This is a genomic window from Labrys okinawensis, assembly GCF_002982075.1.
Taxonomy (GTDB): domain Bacteria; phylum Pseudomonadota; class Alphaproteobacteria; order Rhizobiales; family Labraceae; genus Labrys; species Labrys okinawensis_A.
Map to the genome: position 1 here is coordinate 57,526 of NZ_PUEJ01000011.1, position 15,973 is coordinate 73,498.

Sequence of the window (15,973 nt, forward strand, 5' to 3'; positions counted from 1 at the left end):
ATCACACGGCAAGATGGCGGCGCATGGCCTCGCCGTCCGCGAGGTCTTCCCGATCGAGCGCCGCGACGATGCGGCCTTTGTCCATGACGTAGCAGCGCTGTGCCATGGCTCGGATCATGTCGATGTTCTGTTCGACCAGGACGATGGTGACGCCGGTCGCCCGGTTGAGTTCGACCATGATGCCGGCAATGTCCTGAACGATGTTGGGCTGGATGCCCTCGGAGGGTTCGTCCAGGAGGACCAGGGAAGGCTCCGCTACCAGCACGCGGCCGATGGCCAGTTGCTGTTGCTGTCCTCCCGACATGGTACCTGCACGCTGGCTCCAGCGCTCGCGCAGGATCGGGAAATGGCCTAGCACGCGCTCGCTGCCGGCGCCGACAGGATTGCGCATGGCGCCCACCGCCATGTTCTCGGCGACCGTCAGGCGCGGAAAGACGTCTCGCCCTTGAGGAACATAGCCGATGCCCAGTCGCGCCCGTTTGTGGGCGGGCAGGTCGTTGATGGGCGTACTGCGATAGACGATCGAGCCGTCCATGACGGGGATCAAGCCGATCAGGCTTTTCATCAACGTGGATTTGCCCACGCCGTTGCGGCCGATGACGGCAACGATCTCGCCCTCGCGCACTTCCAGGTCGAGGCCCTGGAGGACAGGCTTGCCGCCATAGCCGGCACGAAGTCCGAGAGTGGAGAGCAGGACTTCCTTACGCATGAGCTTGTCCCAGATAGATGGCCGCCACGCGTTCGTCCGCGACGATCGCGTCGATCGAGCCCTGGGCGAAGACCTGCCCCAAATGGAGAACGGTGACCTTGTGGGCGACCTGGCGGACGAAGGCCATGTCATGTTCGACCGCCAGGACGGTCATGCCGTCGGCATTGAGGCGCTTGACCATCTCGCCGGTGGCGCGGGTCTCCTCGGGCGACATGCCTGCGGTCGGCTCGTCCAGAAGCAGAAGCCGAGGCTTGAGGCTGATCGCCATGCCGATCTCGAGCCATTGCTTCTGCCCGTGGCTGAGATTGCCGGCGGCCTGGCTCGCTTCCGGGCCGAGATTGAGGAAATCAAGGAGGCGATCGATCTCGGCGGACAGTGCGGATGGATCGAAATGATGCTGCATGGCGATCTGGAGGTTCTGGCGAACGCTCAGTGCCTTGAAGATGCCGGGTACCTGAAATTTCACGCTCATGCCGCGACGGATCCGCTGAAACGGCTTGAGGGTCGTGACATCCTCTCCCGCCAGCAGGATCTGCCCGTCGCTGGGGACATGCTCGCCGAGAATGAGGCGGAACAGCGTGCTCTTGCCGGCGCCGTTAGGGCCGATCAGGCAATGCACTTCCCCGGCTTCCAGGCGAAGGTCGACATTGTTGGTGACATGCAGGCCGCCGAAATGCTTGTTCAGAGCGCGCGTTTCGAGCATCGGCATCATACCCCTCCTTCCTTGCGTCCGCGCAGGAGCCGCCCCACCAGATCGGCGCCGGACAGGACGAGGCCTCGTGGTGCGATCAGGACGGTGAGAACGAGCAGCAAGCCCATGACGACCAGGGCATATTGGCTGCCGTAGATCGTGAGGGTCTGGAATGCCGACAGCACGACCAGCGTCCCCACGAGAGTGGAGGTCAGGTCGGAGCGGCCGCCGACGGCCACCCAGATCACCGGCAGGGCGGCGGCGGTCATGCCCATGCTGGATGGTGTGATGTATTGGCCCCAGCTGGTGTAGAGGACGCCGGAGAGCCCTGCGAGACCGGCCCCGATCACAAAGGCGCCGAGCTGATATTTGCGGATGTCGTAGCCGAGCATTTCCGCTCGCTCGGGATTCTCCCGAATCGCGACGAGCACATTGCCGAAGCGCGAATTCACCAGAATGCGCAGGCCCAGATAGGTCACCACGAGCAGGCCGAGCACGACATAATAGAGGCCGATGTCGGGAAACAGCACGATACTGCCGCCCGGCCAGGGAATGGTCAGGGGAGGCATGTTGCTCATGCCGTTGAAGCCGTTGAGACGGGCCTTGCCGATGTGCCATTCCGGGCCGGCCGTCTGCGCCATGAAGCGCTCAAGCACCAACGTCACGGAAAGCGTGACGATGCCCAGGAAGACCCCCGTGATGCGGCCGAAGTAGAGGAAGTAGCCGAGCAAGGCGGCAAAGGCGGCCGTGAACGCGACTGCCAGCACGACGGCAGCCAGGGTGAAGCCGAAGTTCGCCCCGAAATTGATGGTGAGAATGCCGTAGCTGTAGCCGGCTATACCGAAGAAGGCCGTCTGTCCGAAGCTCAGTGCCCCGCCATAACCCCAGATGAGGCTGAGGCCGAGGGCCATGAAGACCCAGGTGAAGAAATAGACCGTATTGCCGACCGTGTAGCCGTCGCTGAAGGCAGGGTAGGCGCATGCCGCGCCCAGTACCGCCAGGAAGCCGATCCAGAATGCTGGCCCTTTTCCCATTGTCTGCGGACCTTCGAGACGGTCCAGGAAACGCAGGAGACTTTTCATGATGCCCCTCTCCCCGTCTCAGGCCCGTTCGCGCAGGATGAAGCCGGAAATGCCCTTGGGCAGAACCCGGATCACGATGATGACGGCGATCAGCAGTCCGATCTGCCCGAAGAGCTGCCCCTGCCAGGAGGTCATGCCCGACTTGACGACGGCAAGTATGGCCGCGGCCGGGGCCGTTCCAAGGAAGACGTCTGCCCCGCCGGCGACCACCGTGACAAAGGCTTCCATGATGAAGGTCGTGCCCATGGTCGGCACCAGCGTCATCGTCGGTGCATAGAGCCCGCCGGCCAGCCCGGCCAGGCCTGCTCCCAGAGCGAATGTCAGACCGTAGACGAGACGCGTATCGATACCGAGTGCCGCGGCCATATGCGGTACCTGGATCGTGGCTCGGGCCATCACCCCGAAGCGGGTCCAGTTAAAGAGGGCATAGAGGCCGGCAAGCACCGCGATCGCCATGCAGAAGAGCACGACGCGATAGAGCGAATAGGAATAGTCGGCGACCTGAAAGCTGCCGAAAGGCGTCCCGACCCCCGCCATCGTCGAGCCGAGCACGATCAATGTGCCTTGCGTGGCGATCAGGCTTAGCCCCCATGTCGCGACGATGGTGTCGAGCGGCCGGTGGTAGAGATGGCGGATGATGACGACTTCCACCAGCGCTCCCACGGCTGCCGACGCCAGGGCGCCCACGCAGATGGCCAAGGGGAGGGGAAGCCCCGCATGGGTCGCGGAAACCGTGACATAGGCACCGCACATGATGAATTCGCCATGGGCGAGATTGATCACGCCCATCATGCCGAAGATGACGGCGAGGCCGCAGGCGGAGAGAACCAGGAAGGCGAAGGCATCGCCGAACTGGTAGAACGAGGAAAAGATGAATGTGCCGACGTCCATCGGGGGGAACAATCCTGATTTCGAGGTTCAGGCCGCCTGCAAGGCGGGCGAGAGGCCCGGAAGGGGCGCGGCCATAGTGGCGGTGCCCGGTCCGGACCAGACTGTCGATGCCCTGCTTCAGGATTTCGGAGGAGGATTGGACGGGGTGTACTGCGCCTGCGGATCGTTCTTGGTGAGATCGCAGCCGGCATCGCCCAACCAGTAGGGCTTGATGTCCTGCCACACCTTGGGGAAGGTGATGGAATGGTCCGCCCCGACCTTCGCCAGATAGATCGTGTGGGACATGTGCTGGCTCTTGGGATCGAGGCACACCTTGCCCTCAGGCGCATCCATGCACACGTCGCCCTGTGCGATGATCTTGCGTAGATCGTCACGCTTGGTGGAGCCGTTGGCCCGCTCGACCATCTGCTTGTAGAGATAGACGGCCAGGTAGGAGTTCTCCGCCTCTTGGTTCACATAGGGCTCGCTCGGGAATTTCGCCTTGAACTTGGCGAGGAAATCCTTGCTCGATGGCGAGTCGATTTCTTCGATGTAGTTGGTGGTGACATACATGTCCTTCAGGCTCGGCGGCTTGAAGCGTTTGTGCTCATAGCCCTGGCCCACATTCACCGACGAAGCCATCGGCAGGCCGACATTCGCTGCCGCGGCCTGCTCGTAGTAGGAGGCCTGTGCCGTGCCGACCAGGAGCGTCACCACGAAATCAGGCTTGGCCTTCTGGATATTCTGGATGGACTGGGAGAACTGCGAGACGCCGAGCGGGATGAACTCTTCGCCAACCATTTCGCCGCCATTTTCCTTGACGATGTTACGCACCCATTCGGCGGAGATCTGACCGAAATTGTAGTCGGCGGCGAGGGTGTAGACCTTCTTGCCGTATTTCTCCATCATCCAGGGAATGAGAGTGGAGAATTGCTGCTCGGGGACTGCCCCGGTGACGATCATATGGGAGTCGCAGACCCCGCCTTCATACTGGTTGTTGTAGAAGGCCAATCCGTCCAGTTGGTCGACGATCGGCCGATAGGCTTCGCGGGAGGCTGACGAGAAGCCGGCGAAGACAGCGTCGACCTTGTCGCGCTGCAGCACGCGGCGCATGAATTCCTGGTAGCGCGTGTTGTCCGACTGCGTATCGTAGACGACCAGTTCCAGCGGACGCCCCGCGATGCCGCCCTTGGCGTTGATTTCGTCGGCGGCCAGCTGGATCGCATGGACCTTGCCGATGGTGGCGACGGCGAAGTCGCCGGATTGATCCTCCAGTACGCCGAGCTTTATCGGGTCGGCGGCGAGCGCTTGGGACACGCCGAGCAAAAGTGTCCCCGTGAGGGCTGCGGCTCGCAGCCCCCTTTTGGCCTTCCCAGTCATGTGAGTTCTCCTCTGTCGACCTTATTTTGTCTCGGCACGCCGGCCGGAAGGCCCTTCGCGTACCGTTATTTTGGGCGTTGCCGCCCACCTGCCGAGGAACTCCTCGCAGTATTCTTCCAGGCTGACACGCAAACGCATGCTTTCACGCCGCAGCCGGTTGTAGGCTTCGTCGTCATCGATGCCGGTCTGTGCGGTCAGCGTCAGCACGGCTTTGATCACCGACCGGCGGCCACGCCGCCGTCTCTCCATGTCGTCAAGGCGGTTCTGCATGTCATTGCGCAGCAGGAACTGGTTCACGCCCAGGAACAGGGCCGTGTAGATGGCCGAGCTGTGCACCGGCTTGCGCAGGAAGGCCGTCGCGCCGAGATTGACAAGACGCTTGAGCCGGCTCGGCGCCTCCACGCCCACCAGCCCGATCACTGGCGCAGGCGGCAGGCGTGAATCGCTTTCGGTCTCCAAGGGAAGAGTGCCTTCCAGATCACCGTCTACGAAGAGGATGTCCCGCTCCGCCTTCAAACTCGCCATGTCGAAGTCGACGCGGCCATCGGCGGAGGCGAGGAACTCGCTGGTCACCCCCAATTTCGCAAGTGTCATCTCGAGAGCCTCGACGGCAGTGCGGTTGGTGGTAGCGATCAGGGCCCTGCTGCCGTTGAAGTTCTGGAGGAGACGAGCAACCATCACTTTGCGACCCTTAAATTTGGCGTATGGGAGACAACGGCATATCGTGGAGAAGACTGAACGAGGTAGGGATCGGGCTGAATGGGGCCGGCCTCCTCGACGATCACGTCAAAGCGCGCCTTCTGGTTCGAGCGGCCAATGCGCGGTGTGAGCCAGGCATGGAATGTCTGAGGATCGATCCAGACCTCGCCCTGCGGTGCTGAGAGCCTCTGGCGGGCGACGGCGTTCTTGACAGCGGACACCTCGTCCGTGCCTGCCGCCGACAGCGCGCGCGCCAGCAACTGCACCGCGATGTAGGAGGCCTCGGCATCTGCCGATGCGGCCGGACCGTTAGGGAAAGACTGCTCGTAGGCCTTGGTGAATGCCTTGTTCGCCGGGGTCTTCAGCGAGGAGAAATAGACAGACGAACTCAAATGGCCATCGACCATTTCATGACCGATCTCCTCCAGCTCCGGTTCGGAGAGCGTGCAACTGGCGATCGGGATCTGCGCGGCTTGGTCGATGCCGCGCTCCCGGCAGGCCGATCGAAACGCACGGAAGAAGGCATAGGCACTCTCGCCGATGAGGTTGTTGAACACGAAATCGGGGCGGGCCGAGAGGATAGCGTCGACGACCTGCCCGAATTCCGTATCGCCGATCGCGATATAGCGCTCGGCCAGAACCCTGCCGCCCTGTGCCGTCATGGCCTCGCGAAAGATGCGATTGTTTTCCCAGGCCCAGATGTAGTTCGACCCGACGCAGAAGGCATTCGAGCCGAAATTGGCCAGCATGTAGCGTACGAGCGGAAGCACGTGCTGGTTGGGCGAAGCGCCCGTGTAGATGACGTTGTTCGAGGTCTCGAACCCCTCATAGTGCGAGGGATACCATAGCAGGGCGTCGTATTTCTCGAAGCAGGGGATCACTTCCTTGCGGCTCGATGACGTATAGCACCCGACCACATGGCGTATGCCGTTGCTGATCATTTGCCGGCTGTGCTCGGCATAGCGTGCCAGGTCGCCGCCAGGGTTCACCACGACAGGCTCGAGCCGGAGATCCGGAAACGACCGAGATATCTCCTCGAAGGCCAGCAAAGCGCCGTTCAGCATGGAGCGCGCGACCACGCTGTAAGAGCCGGTCGTCGAGAACATCACGCCGATGCGATGCCTTCTTGCCAACATAAGCCCATTCCAAAACAAAAAACGCCCAGCGGCTGGTCTGCCGTGGGCGTCCGTGCCACCAACCGCACGTGTGCAGAACGCACTCGTCTGTTGGAAATGTAATCAGATATGACGCATAAATAGGCAGCTCTGCCTTGCGCTCTAAAATTAGGCTCTTCCAGATTTATGTATTTGTCAAGCTGTTAAATGTGGGCCCGAATTCTTTCGGGCTTCGCGAGCTCCTCAGGCCGGTTGGTATGCCGTCCTGGGCTGCTGACGGCGTGACCGCGGAAAAGGGTTTCGATGGGTGGGTTGACGCGCTACCGGCGGGATGCCGGCGGTCGAGACGATCAAGCCGGATGGCGACCCGCTGGTTTATGGACACGACACGACCGACAGGGTCACCGGCATCGAAACCCTCGCTCCCTGAGCGAAGCCCGGGGATGACAAGAGTGCAAGTGCTCCCGAGGACGTGACCCGCTTCTGGTATGACGGGTGCGGCCTGGTGATCAAGGTCGAGAACGGAGCGGCGCTGATCGATCATGAGCGAGACAAGAATTGCGCGATCATCGCCGAGATGGTGAATGGGCGCTGGGTCGGGGCGAGGCTCGATGCGATGGAGCGGCGGATCCCCGGTCCACCGGCGAGATCAATCACCGCGGCCATTGGCCGTCTGCAGAATTTTCTCCTGTTGAGTGCCGGTGCTGGGCTGCATACATTCCCGTGGTGCGAAACTCCGACGGGCTGATGGCAAAGGTACGCCGGAACGCCTTGGCGAAGTAGTTCGGATCGACAAAGCCACATGCGCTGGCAATAGCCTTGATGCTGAGCTGAGCGTTGATCAGCAGTCGCGCGGCCCGTTGCATGCGCTCGCGCATGACGAATTCGGATGGGGCCACTCCTTCGATCAGGTGAAAGGTCCGACTAAAATGAGCACGGCTCATTCCTGCAATGTCAGCAAGCACGCACACGTCGAGATCTCGGTCGAGATGCTGACGGATGTGAGCCGTCACACGCTCAATGGCCAGATTTCGGCCCGTGCCCGGGCTGGGTTCGTGGCGGGCCATGACATCATCGTGCAGCGTCATCGTGGCGTTGTAAGCAAGGCCCGAGGCCCTTCCAGCGGTCAGCTCACTATCGGTGAGGTCCAAAGCCACCCCGGCGAGGGCATCGATCGTCTCCGAGCGCAGACGTAGCACGGGACCGGCTGCCGCGAGGATCGCCCGATGCAGACGCAATGCCTCCTGCCCGCACATGGCAATCCAGAAGAAGGACCAACTGTCGTTTCTTTCCACCCAGTAGCGGTGAGCGTGCGGAATGGCTACCAGCATCGTCTCCCCCGGGCCGATCCTGTAGCGCCTCTTTTCATATTGCAACTGTCCGGCTCCGGCGATGGTGTGCTGCAATATCGAAAAAGGCGTCGTGCCTCGCTTGCGACCATCCCAATCGTAGGCTGGCCCGTCCGCAATTTCATATCCTGTGCTGGTCGGCATCACATGAAGGCGGTCGCGCCGGCGCGGTAGCGAAATCGTATGGCGGAACGGGCTGTTGGCAGTGAGAAGGCTAAGCACAAAATTACCCTAAAGAGCACCATCGTCCTCTGGTCCGCATTACCCGCGCTGCGCATAAATGCGTTCGGTTGAAGATATGCCACTGCTTGGGCAGATCCAATCGGTATATCCAGCCAAGTTTGCTGCCCGGGCAGGCGGCAAATTGCGTTGCAGGGAGGGTGCAGGCCATGGGTGCCATGAAGATTGCGATTATCGGGGCCGGTAGCGTTGGCTTCACCCGAACGCTGGTGCGCGACATCCTCTGCGTGCCAGAATTGCGGGAAGTCGAATTCGCGCTGACGGACATCAACCAGCACAATCTGGAGATGATCGGACAGATCCTGCGGCGAATGATCGAAACCAACGGTTTTCCGGCCCGCATCACAACCACGGCCAATCGTCGGGAGGCCGTCGCCGGTGCTCGCTATATCATCAACTGCGCGCGGGTCGGCGGCCTCGAAGCCTTCGCCGACGACATTCGCATTCCGCTACAATATGGTGTCGACCAATGCGTCGGTGACACCATCTGCGCCGGAGGCATCATGTACGGCCAGCGCTCCATCGCGGCCATACTCGACTTCTGCAAGGATATCCGAGAGGTGGCCGAGCCCGGCGCACGCCTGCTCAACTACGCCAATCCGATGGCGATGAACACCTGGGCGGCACTCGACCATGGCGGCGTCGACACCATCGGTCTGTGTCACGGCGTGCAGCATGGCTGGCGCCAGATCGCCGAAGTACTGGGTGCGCAGGACCCCAAGGACGTCGACTATATTTGCACCGGCATCAACCATCAGACCTGGTACGTCGACATACGCCACAAGGGCCGGCGCATCGGCAAGCAGGAACTGCTGGAAGCCTATGAGCGCCATCCGGTCTACTCCAAGCAAGAGAGGGTGCGCATCGACGTGCTCAGGCGCTTTGGCCTCTACTCGACCGAGAGTAACGGGCATCTGTCGGAATATCTGCCCTGGTACCGCAAACGGCCGGAGGAGATCGAACGCTGGATCGACCTTTCGGAATGGATCCACGGCGAAACCGGCGGTTATCTGCGAGTATGTACCGAAGGGCGCAACTGGTTCGAGGAAGAGTTTCCCCGCCTCCTGGCCGATGCCGGCAAGCCGATCGATCCGGGCCGGCGAACGAGCGAACATGCCAGCTACATCATCGAGGCTTTGGAAACGGGACGTGTCTACCGCGGGCATTTCAACGTTCGCAATCGCGGCTTGATCACCAATCTGCCCGCGGATGCCATCGTGGAGAGCACCGGCTTCGTCGACCGTTTCGGTCTGAACATGGTGGCAGGCCTGACCCTTCCCGACGCCTGCGCGGCTCCGTGCATTGCATCCATAAACGTGCAGCGCCTGTCGGTGAAGGCAGCCGTGACGGGGGATGTCGACCTGCTCAAGCTCGCCATGTTGCATGACCCCCTGGTCGGTGCCGTCTGCACGCCCGAGGAAGTTTGGCAGATGACCGACGAGATGCTGGTCGCCCAGGCCAAATGGCTTCCTCAGTTTGCCCATGCCATCGAGGATGCCAAGGCTCGCCTCGCCAAGAGCCGCATTCCCAAGCGCGAGTGGCAGGGTGCTGCCAGACTGCCCGTTCGCTCTGTCGAGGAGCTTCGGACAGAGCGTGCACGCAAGGAGGGGGGGCTCTCGCCCGACCAACAGGTCGTCGCTTGAGCCGCCGCTACTGACTACACTGCAAGACAGCAGCAAGCTGTCGCAACAAGCGGGAGGAAGACATCATGAAAATCCTGAAGATAGGATTGCTGCTCGGCGCCCTGCTTTCGCCACTGATGCCGGGCTTGGCAAAGGCAGAACCGGTAACCCTCAATTTCTGGACTGCCTGGGATCCGTCCCAGGCCGATGGCAAAGCGGCCATCGCCAAGATCGCCGAGTTCGAGCGCAGCCACCCCAACATCAAGATCAAGACGCAGGTCATCGCCTTTCAGGCCCTGCACGACAAGCTTGTCACGTCGATCGCCAGTAACGACGCACCGGATCTGAGCTGGGGGCTGATCGAGTGGCTTGGTGAGTTCGACCGCATGAAAGCGCTCGCCGACCTGACACCCTATGCCAGTAAATGGAACGACCGCGAGGCGATCTATCCCAATGCCCTCGAGGGGCTCACGATCGATGGCAAGCTGGTCGCCCTGCCGAACTATCTCGGATTGCGCGGGCTGCTCTACCACACCGACATGCTCAAGCAGGCGGGTATCGCCGCCCCGCCCAAGACCTGGGACGAACTGGTCGATGCCAGCCTCAAGATCAAGCAAACCACCGGCAAGCCCGGCTTCGGCATTGCCGGGCGCGGTGTGCGTTCGCCACAGGAACTGATCATGTATCTGGCCCAGAACGATGTTCAGATCGCCAAGCGCCAATCTGACGGCAAGTTCAGGAACGATTGGGCCGATGATCCCGAAGCGATGAAACGGGCCACGCAGGTCTTCGCCCTCTATCGCAGTTTTCGCGACAAGGGAGTGATCGCACCACAAGCATCGGGTTGGGGGTGGGAAGAGGAGGACACCAATTTCGCGCTTGGCCGATATGCCATGGTGATCAATGGACCCTGGATGCGCAACCGCGCCGACCAGAACCCCGAACAGATGAAAGATGTTCGTGTCGCGCCACCGCCCGCGAGCCTCAAGAGCGCCACCTTCTTCGAAATCAACCCTCTTTTCATCTACAAGGGTAAACACCCCGACGAGACCTGGGAGTTCGCGTCCTTCATGCTCAGCAAGGACTATCAGACCGCCGTCTTTCCCGATCGATCCCCCCGCACGGATGTACAGGGCGATGCGATCTGGGGCACGCCTTTCACCTCGTTGACGCCAACCGGCGTGTCTTTCCCCCAGATAGCCCTCGGTTCGATCACGCGTGACATGGAGGAAGCGATCGGGCGGGTGCTTCTCAAGAATGAGGAACCGGCGGCGGTCGCCGCCTGGCTTGGCAAGCAAATCAACAAGAGCCTGCGCCAGACCGGGCAGATGTCGGCCCAGAATTGAGGCTTGCACGCTTCGTCTGCCTCAAAGCCTCGGACATGGCCGGCAGTGCGGGAAGGTGCGGGCGCGGTGACTGGCGTGCGCTTGCGATGGGAGTTGGGCAATGGCGAATGCGGATCTCATGGCTATCCGGAACAGGGTCGCCTCGATCCGGCGCGCGACCCCGCGCCACACACATCTGGGCAGGATGGCGGCACTTTTCCTGCTGCCCTCGGCCGCCTTCATCCTGGCGCTCATTGCCTATCCGCTCTGCAATGTGCTCTGGCAGAGTTTCCATTACGGCAATCTCGTCGACCCGGCAACGCGAGGTTACGCTGGCCTCGATAACTTCCGCACGGTTTTGGAGGACGAGGACTTCCTGCCCGCGCTTTGGCACACGCTGAGCTGGACGACGCTCTCGGTCGGCGGCGAATATCTGCTCGGCCTGACCGCAGCGGTGGTCCTCGCCCAGCCGATCAAGGGCAGAGCATTCTTCCGCGGCGTTGTCGTGGTACCCTGGGTCATCCCGATCGCCATCGCCGGCCTGAACTGGATGTGGTTGCTCAATCCCGATTATGGCGTCCTCAATGCATGGATGGTGCGACTGGGTCTCCTCGACAATCCGCACGATTGGCTCGGTCAGATCAATACCGCCCTGCCAACGGTGACCTTCGTCAACATCTGGCGCAGCTTTCCCTTTTACACGATCAGCCTGCTGGCAGCGCTGCAGGCCGTGCCAGCCGATCTGCATGAGGCTGCTGCCATCGACGGCGCCGGCCCGATCCGCCGCTTTTGGGTGATCACCATGCCGCATCTGAAGGCTGTATCCCTCACTCTGATCGTCATTCATATCATCTGGACTGCCATCAACTTCGACTTCATCTGGGTGATGACCGAGGGTGGCCCGCTCAATGCTTCACAGACCCTGCCGGTGATGATCTATAAATATGCCATGCAGGACTATGATGTCGGCGCCGCCTGCGCCCTTGCATCGATGTCGATGGCTTTCATGGCGAGCCTGTTCTTCGTGTATTTCTACGGCAACCGTCGCATGAGATCCTGAGCCATGGTGATATCACGCAGCCAGCGCCTGATTGCCGCCAGCCTTACCTACGGCATACTCGCCCTCCTGTGCCTGTTCTGCCTGTTCCCGTTCGTGTGGATGGTGGATACCGCACTCAAGCCAGCGTCGGAGGTAATGAGTAACGAGCCCTCTTTGCTGATTGCAGCTCCGACATTGGACAATTTCGCCCGCGTCCTGTTCGAGAGCGACTTTCTCACCTACTTCCGAAACAGTCTGATCGTAGGGGTCTGCGCGACGCTGTTGACCCTGATCGTATCGGTGTTTGCCAGCTACGCCTTGAGCCGCTGGGGATACTATCCGGTGAGCAGGGTCGTGGGCGGTGCCCTGCTGGTTTCGCAAATGATCCCCGGTGTCCTGCTGCTGGTACCGCTTTACGGGCTGATGCAGCATCTGGGGCTGTTAAGCACCTATCGCGCGCTCATCATCGTCTACTGCACCTTCATGATTCCACTCGTCACCTTCATGCTGAAGAGCTTTTTCGATGACGTCCCGCGGGAATTGGAAGAGGCGGCGGAAATTGACGGTTGCTCGCGCCTTGGCTTCATTTGGCGCGTTCTGCTGCCGTTGACGGCGCCCGGGATCCTCGCCACGAGCGTTTTCGCCTTCGTTGCGGCGTGGAACGAATTCATGTTTGGCTATGTGCTGATCAATGACGACGCGCGCCGGACACTGACCCCTGGCATCATGATTTTCCGAGGTTCCCATCAGACCGATTGGGGCCTGCTGATGGCAGCCTCCGTACTGGCCGTGGTCCCTGTCGCTCTCGGTTTCGTCTATCTGCAGCGTTTTCTGGTCGAAGGCCTGGCAGCTGGGGCCGTGAAGGGCTGATCCAGAGGATCGCTCGTCCCGCTCGATAAGCATCGCATGTGCCGCTGCAATCGATGGATCTGGACGGGGACAATCAACTTCAAGGGGACGGATGGCTTGCCGTTGGTACTGCATCTGCGTCTGCTTCCCCCCGACCGTGAATGGGGACGATCACGCATGATCGTCCCGCGGGCTCGGTGGAGTTAGATCCGCAGGTCCGTCTGTGCGTCGAAAAGGTGGAGCTGTGCAGGTGAAAAGTTGAGACCGACCATTTCGCCGGCGAAGTGTCCCGCCCGACCATTGACGACCACTGCGAGTTCCGGTGCGGTTGCTGTGGTTAGATGGGTCGCCGCACCCGTGGACTCGACGACGGCGACCGGCACTTTGAGCATGGCACCGTCCGGTGGGGCGATGGCGATATGCTCTGGGCGCAGACCCGCGATCAGCTTGCGACCAGCCTGGACGGCATAGCCGAGGTCCACGGATTGGCGCTGACCGAGGTCGAGCACGAGCGAACGGCCGTCCTCTCCCCCGACCGCTGGAATGAAATTCATGGCGGGCGAACCAATGAAACCCGCCACGAATTTGTTGAGCGGCTTATCGTAGAGATCCAGAGGACGCCCCTGCTGCTCGATGACTCCGGCCCGCATGACGACGACATGGTCGGCCATCGTCATCGCCTCGATCTGGTCGTGGGTGACGTAAACCGAGGTTGCGCCGAGGCGGTCGTGGAGCGCGCGGATTTCCTTTCGCATGTGCACGCGCAGGGCCGCATCGAGATTGGATAGCGGCTCGTCGAACAAGAAGGCCTTCGGGTGGCGGATGATGGCGCGGCTCATCGCGACACGCTGGCGCTGGCCGCCGGAAAGTTCGCGTGGATAGCGCCCCAGCAGGTGCGAGAGGCCGGTAGTCACGGCGACCTCCGCCGCTGCCTTCTTCGCTTGCGCCTTTGGCGTGCCGCGAATACGCAGGCTGTAGGTGAGGTTCTCCTCGACCGTCATATGCGGGTAGAGTGCATAGGATTGGAAGACCATGGCCACGTCGCGCTTGCGCGGCGGTACCCTGGTCATCACCTCGCCGGCGATCTTGAGCGTGCCCGTCGAGATGCTCTCGAGTCCGGCCAGCGAGCGCAGCAGAGTTGACTTCCCACAGCCCGAGGGGCCGATAAGCGCCGTGAAACTCCCCTTGTGGATCGACAGATCTATGTCTTTCAGGGCATGATAGGCACCATAGTGCTTGTTGACGCCGGACAATTCGATCTGAGCGGTCATTTCAACGCTCCCGAAGTAAGACCCGAGACGATCCGGCGCTGCAAGAGGACGAAGACAGCGAGAATTGGGGTTACATAGATGGTCGCATAGGCCATGATGTTGTTCCATTCATTGGTGTTCGGCCCCATGAAGGAGTAGAGGCCGACACTCGCCGGCTGAAGCTCTGCTGCCTGGATCATCGACTTCGAATAGACGAACTCGCCGAAGGCCTGCATGAAGATCAGGATGGCGCTGACGAGGATGCCGTTGCGTGCGAGTGGAAGCACGATGTTGAAGAAGGCACCGATGCGACTATTGCCATCCACAAGCGCTGCCTCTTCGAGTTCCTGCGGCACCGTCATGAAGGTTGCGCGTACAAGAACCACGAAGAAGGGCATGCTCTTGGCGGCGATGGCGATCACCACGGCCAGGCGCGGATAGTTCAACAGTCCGAGTTGAGAGAAGCCGACGAATATCGGCGTGATCATGAGCGAGGCGGGCAGCACCTGCAGCATCAGGATCAGGAAGAGACCGATATCCACCCAGAGGTTGCGATAGCGCGCCAATACATAGGCGCAGCCCACGCCAAGAACGGTGATGAGTGCCACGGCGCCGGCGGCAATGACCAGCGAGTTCCACAAATAGCGGCCCATCTGGCGGCTTTGCCAGACATAAGCGTAAGTACTCCACTGCGATGACGACGGCCAGAACTTCGGCGGCGTCGCAAACATCTCCGAACCGCTCTTGAGCGCCGTGATGTACATCCAATAGAGCGGGAAAAGGTAGATTCCCGCGAGGATGACGGCGATTGCGAGCATGAGGCGGTTGCTGACACTTCTGCTCATCCGCGCACCTCATGTCGTGTCGAGCGCACATAGACGATCGAGGCAAGCATCACGAAACCGATCATGATGACCGAAATAGTCGCTCCCTTGGCGAAGTCATATTGGCGAAAGGAAAGATCCCAGGCCCAGTATTGGGTGACGTTGGACGAATTATTCGGTCCACCTGACGTTATGGCCGCGAAAAGGTCGAACTGCTGGAGCGTGAAGATCAGGCCCAGCGCAACGATGGCACCGATCGATGAGCGCATCATGGGCAAGGTGATCGTCCAGAAGCGCTGCCAGACATTCGCGCCATCCAATTCAGCAGCCTCGTAGAGATCGCTTGGAATGGCGGATAGGCCGACCGAGAGCAGGATCATGTTGAAAGCGGTTCCCAGCCAGATATTGGCGATCATGACGGCGTAGAGAGAATAATGCGGATCGGAACGCCAGAAGATGTTGCCTGAGATGAAGCCGCCTTCCTTCAGGATGAAGTTGAGAACGCCGAAATCACCCGAAAGGATCCAGTTCCAGATCGCGCCGACGACAAGGCCGGGCATGACCCAGGATACCAGGAAGAGACCCCGCAGCCAGGAGGCACCGGGAAAGTTGATCCAGAAGAGCAGCGCCAGGCCAAAGCCGATCAGGAATTGGCCTGCGATCGAACCGGCAACGAAGATCAGCGTGTTGTAAAGAATAGGCAGCGTTTCCGGCTGTGAGAACAGGGCGCGATAGTTGCGTAAGCCGACGAAGGGCCGGGAGATGGTGCCGAGGCTGAACATGTCAACCTCTTGAAAGCTCATCACGACATTATAGAGGAGTGGCAGGCCTGCCATCAGGAGCAGAAAACACAGAGGAAGAGCGACGAGCACGACGTCGAAGCCGCGACCATCCCTGAGGCTTGAGAAGATCCGTTTCATAGGTCGCCA

At 60.9% G+C, this 15,973-nt stretch carries 15 protein-coding genes; 4 read left to right on the forward strand and 11 right to left on the reverse strand.

Annotated elements, in window-relative coordinates:
- Position 1: 1 nt before the first annotated feature.
- The 8 genes from C5L14_RS24845 to C5L14_RS24880 form a co-directional block, all read right to left on the reverse strand.
- A complete protein-coding gene (locus C5L14_RS24845; RefSeq protein ID WP_105864763.1) occupies positions 2–709 on the reverse strand; it encodes an ABC transporter ATP-binding protein in 708 nt (235 codons plus the stop codon).
- Complete coding sequence (locus C5L14_RS24850; protein ID WP_105864878.1) at positions 702–1,418, reverse strand: ABC transporter ATP-binding protein; 717 nt, start codon at positions 1,416–1,418, stop codon at positions 702–704. Before C5L14_RS24850 ends, C5L14_RS24845 begins: the two co-directional genes overlap by 8 nt.
- Positions 1,418–2,482, reverse strand: a complete 1,065-nt coding sequence (locus tag C5L14_RS24855; RefSeq protein ID WP_105864764.1) for a branched-chain amino acid ABC transporter permease — start codon at positions 2,480–2,482, stop codon at positions 1,418–1,420. The genes C5L14_RS24850 and C5L14_RS24855 overlap by 1 nt, the downstream gene beginning before the upstream one ends.
- An 18-nt stretch (positions 2,483–2,500) precedes the next feature.
- The gene (locus C5L14_RS24860; RefSeq protein ID WP_105864765.1) at positions 2,501–3,373 is read right to left on the reverse strand and encodes an ABC transporter permease subunit; all 873 of its coding nucleotides are present in this window, start codon (positions 3,371–3,373) and stop codon (positions 2,501–2,503) included.
- 117 nt (positions 3,374–3,490) lie between these two features.
- Positions 3,491–4,732 (reverse strand): urea ABC transporter substrate-binding protein, encoded by a 1,242-nt coding sequence (locus tag C5L14_RS24865; RefSeq protein WP_105864766.1) that lies wholly within the window; start codon positions 4,730–4,732, stop codon positions 3,491–3,493.
- A gap of 21 nt (positions 4,733–4,753) precedes the next feature.
- On the reverse strand, positions 4,754–5,410 hold the full coding sequence (locus C5L14_RS24870) for an ANTAR domain-containing response regulator (protein WP_105864767.1): 657 nt from the start codon (positions 5,408–5,410) through the stop codon (positions 4,754–4,756).
- Positions 5,410–6,567, reverse strand: a complete 1,158-nt coding sequence (locus tag C5L14_RS24875; protein WP_245443574.1) for a transporter substrate-binding domain-containing protein — start codon at positions 6,565–6,567, stop codon at positions 5,410–5,412. The genes C5L14_RS24870 and C5L14_RS24875 overlap by 1 nt, the downstream gene beginning before the upstream one ends.
- Before the next feature lie 632 nt (positions 6,568–7,199).
- Positions 7,200–8,117 carry an AraC family transcriptional regulator gene (locus C5L14_RS24880; RefSeq protein WP_245443576.1) on the reverse strand — a complete coding sequence of 306 codons (918 nt, stop codon included), beginning with the start codon at positions 8,115–8,117 and terminating at the stop codon, positions 7,200–7,202.
- A gap of 167 nt (positions 8,118–8,284) precedes the next feature.
- Here C5L14_RS24880 and C5L14_RS24885 point away from each other — a divergent pair, with 167 nt between their 5' ends.
- The 4 genes from C5L14_RS24885 (at position 8,285) to C5L14_RS24900 (ending at position 12,991) form a co-directional block, all read left to right on the forward strand.
- Positions 8,285–9,778, forward strand: coding sequence for an alpha-glucosidase/alpha-galactosidase (locus C5L14_RS24885; RefSeq protein WP_105864769.1), 1,494 nt, complete (start codon positions 8,285–8,287; stop codon positions 9,776–9,778).
- Positions 9,779–9,843: 65 nt separating this feature from the next.
- Entirely contained in the window at positions 9,844–11,103 is a 1,260-nt protein-coding gene (locus C5L14_RS24890) for an ABC transporter substrate-binding protein (protein ID WP_105864770.1), read from the forward strand.
- 100 nt (positions 11,104–11,203) lie between these two features.
- Complete coding sequence (locus tag C5L14_RS24895; protein WP_210203290.1) at positions 11,204–12,142, forward strand: carbohydrate ABC transporter permease; 939 nt, start codon at positions 11,204–11,206, stop codon at positions 12,140–12,142.
- A 3-nt stretch (positions 12,143–12,145) separates the two neighbouring features.
- Positions 12,146–12,991, forward strand: coding sequence for a carbohydrate ABC transporter permease (locus tag C5L14_RS24900; protein WP_105864771.1), 846 nt, complete (start codon positions 12,146–12,148; stop codon positions 12,989–12,991).
- Positions 12,992–13,173: 182 nt separating this feature from the next.
- On the opposite strand, the gene C5L14_RS24905 is transcribed toward C5L14_RS24900, so the two are convergent.
- The 3 genes from C5L14_RS24905 to C5L14_RS24915 are packed head-to-tail and all read right to left on the reverse strand — an operon-like array spanning position 13,174 to position 15,964.
- Positions 13,174–14,241, reverse strand: a complete 1,068-nt coding sequence (locus tag C5L14_RS24905) for an ABC transporter ATP-binding protein (RefSeq protein ID WP_105864772.1) — start codon at positions 14,239–14,241, stop codon at positions 13,174–13,176.
- The gene (locus tag C5L14_RS24910) at positions 14,238–15,065 is read right to left on the reverse strand and encodes a carbohydrate ABC transporter permease (RefSeq protein WP_105864773.1); all 828 of its coding nucleotides are present in this window, start codon (positions 15,063–15,065) and stop codon (positions 14,238–14,240) included. Before C5L14_RS24910 ends, C5L14_RS24905 begins: the two co-directional genes overlap by 4 nt.
- Positions 15,062–15,964: a carbohydrate ABC transporter permease gene (locus C5L14_RS24915; RefSeq protein WP_105864774.1), complete on the reverse strand. Its 903-nt coding sequence runs from the start codon at positions 15,962–15,964 to the stop codon at positions 15,062–15,064. The genes C5L14_RS24910 and C5L14_RS24915 overlap by 4 nt, the downstream gene beginning before the upstream one ends.
- Between the last annotated feature and the right edge of the window lie 9 nt (positions 15,965–15,973).

Excerpts from the sequence above, each read along its gene's own strand:
- C5L14_RS24855 (WP_105864764.1), bottom strand. The coding sequence starts at position 2,482 with ATGAAAAGTCTCCTGCGTTTCCTGGACCGTCTCGAAGGTCCGCAGACA.
- C5L14_RS24850 (WP_105864878.1), bottom strand. The coding sequence starts at position 1,418 with ATGCCGATGCTCGAAACGCGCGCTCTGAACAAGCATTTCGGCGGCCTG.
- C5L14_RS24865 (WP_105864766.1), bottom strand. The coding sequence starts at position 4,732 with ATGACTGGGAAGGCCAAAAGGGGGCTGCGAGCCGCAGCCCTCACGGGG.
- C5L14_RS24890 (WP_105864770.1), top strand. The coding sequence starts at position 9,844 with ATGAAAATCCTGAAGATAGGATTGCTGCTCGGCGCCCTGCTTTCGCCA.
- C5L14_RS24895 (WP_210203290.1), top strand. The coding sequence starts at position 11,204 with ATGGCGAATGCGGATCTCATGGCTATCCGGAACAGGGTCGCCTCGATC.
- C5L14_RS24915 (WP_105864774.1), bottom strand. The coding sequence starts at position 15,964 with ATGAAACGGATCTTCTCAAGCCTCAGGGATGGTCGCGGCTTCGACGTC.
- C5L14_RS24910 (WP_105864773.1), bottom strand. The coding sequence starts at position 15,065 with ATGAGCAGAAGTGTCAGCAACCGCCTCATGCTCGCAATCGCCGTCATC.
- C5L14_RS24870 (WP_105864767.1), bottom strand. The coding sequence starts at position 5,410 with ATGGTTGCTCGTCTCCTCCAGAACTTCAACGGCAGCAGGGCCCTGATC.
- C5L14_RS24885 (WP_105864769.1), top strand. The coding sequence starts at position 8,285 with ATGGGTGCCATGAAGATTGCGATTATCGGGGCCGGTAGCGTTGGCTTC.
- C5L14_RS24905 (WP_105864772.1), bottom strand. The coding sequence starts at position 14,241 with ATGACCGCTCAGATCGAATTGTCCGGCGTCAACAAGCACTATGGTGCC.
- C5L14_RS24900 (WP_105864771.1), top strand. The coding sequence starts at position 12,146 with ATGGTGATATCACGCAGCCAGCGCCTGATTGCCGCCAGCCTTACCTAC.
- C5L14_RS24845 (WP_105864763.1), bottom strand. The coding sequence starts at position 709 with ATGCGTAAGGAAGTCCTGCTCTCCACTCTCGGACTTCGTGCCGGCTAT.
- C5L14_RS24875 (WP_245443574.1), bottom strand. The coding sequence starts at position 6,567 with ATGTTGGCAAGAAGGCATCGCATCGGCGTGATGTTCTCGACGACCGGC.
- C5L14_RS24860 (WP_105864765.1), bottom strand. The coding sequence starts at position 3,373 with ATGGACGTCGGCACATTCATCTTTTCCTCGTTCTACCAGTTCGGCGAT.